This is a genomic window from Streptomyces sp. JHA26, from assembly GCF_002005565.1.
In the GTDB taxonomy this organism is placed as follows: Bacteria; Actinomycetota; Actinomycetes; order Streptomycetales; family Streptomycetaceae; genus Streptomyces.
On the sequence record NZ_BDJC01000145.1, the window covers coordinates 1 to 1,284 of the forward strand.

General features: G+C 68.5%; 1 protein-coding gene. It reads right to left on the reverse strand.

Annotated features, from left to right (window positions below):
- Positions 1-29: 29 nt before the first annotated feature.
- Positions 30-1,231, reverse strand: a protein-coding gene (locus JHAT_RS33420; RefSeq protein ID WP_107482104.1) for an IS3 family transposase whose coding sequence is annotated in 2 segments (ribosomal slippage) — positions 30-946 and positions 946-1,231 — 1,203 coding nt in all. Because the reading frame shifts where the segments join, the coding sequence is not laid out codon by codon here.
- Between the last annotated feature and the right edge of the window lie 53 nt (positions 1,232-1,284).

Here is a 1,284-nt window from a genome sequence, read left to right on the forward strand (position 1 = left end):
GGGCCTTGACCCCGAATCCTGGACACGGGTTATGCGGCTGGTGTCAGCGTAGTTGATGTTGTTCGGGACGCTGTTTCGTAGGCGATTGGGCTGCGGTGTCCGAGGCGGGAGTGACGGCGTCGGGTGTTGTAGCGGTGTAGCCAGCGGAAGGCGTCCAGGTGGGCTTCGCGCGCGTTGGGCCAGCTCTTTCGGCCTTGGAGGGTCTCGCGTTTGAGGGTCGCGTTGAAGGACTCGGCGAGTGCGTTGTCCGCCGAGCTGCCGATCGCGCTCATGGACTGCCGGACGCCGGCCTTGCGGCAGGCGTCGGCGAAGGCCCGGCTGGTGTATTGGGCGCCGTGGTCGGTGTGCAGGACCGCTCCGGCAAGACTGCCGCGGGTGCGCTCGGCGGCGGCCAGGGCGTCGGTGACGAGGTCGGTGCGCATGTGGTCGGCGATAGCCCACCCGGTCAGGCGGCGTGAGGCAAGGTCGATGACGGTCGCCAGGTAGAGGAACTTTCCGCCCTCCAGCGGCAGGTATGTGATGTCGCCGACGTACTTGGTGTTCACCGTGGTGGCGGTGAAGTCGCGGCCGATCAGGTCCGAGGCCTTCGCCGCGGCCGGGTCCGCGATGGTGGTGCGGTGCCTGCGACGCAGCCGGACTCCCGCGAGATCGATGCTCCGCATTACCCGCGCGATCCGCTTGTGGTTGACCCGCTGGCCTGCCTCGCGGAGCTCGGCGGTGATCCTGGGGACGCCGTAGGTGCCGTCCGATTCACGGTGCACGGCACGGATCCGGTCAGCCAGGCGGGCGTCGGACGCCTGCCGGGCGGCCCGGTCCCCGGCCGTCGCGCGCCAGTAGTAATAGCTGGAGCGGGCGATTCCGAGGATGGTGCACAGCCGCTTGACGCCGTAGCGGCGGTGGTGGTCGGCGACGAACTGGAAGCGGTTCACCAGCGCGTCTCCCCGGCGAAATACTTTGCCGCCTTCCGCAGGATCTCCCGCTCTTCTTCCAGCTCGCGGACCTTCTTGCGCAGGGCCGCGTTCTCCGCTTCCAACGGGGTGGGCGGCTCGGTCGGTGTCTCCGCGCGGCGTCCCCGCGGCCGGCTCGCTCCGGCCGCCCGGACCCAGTTCCGCAGGGTCTCGGGATTGATCCCCAGATCGGCAGCGACCTGCCGGATCGTTGCCTCGGGCCGCGACTGGTACAGGGCGACCGCGTCCGCCTTGAACTGCGGCGGATAGTTCTTCATGACCACGAGATGTCCGTTCTCAGATCCTCAGGATCCAGTGTCTCGTGTGTCCAAGATCA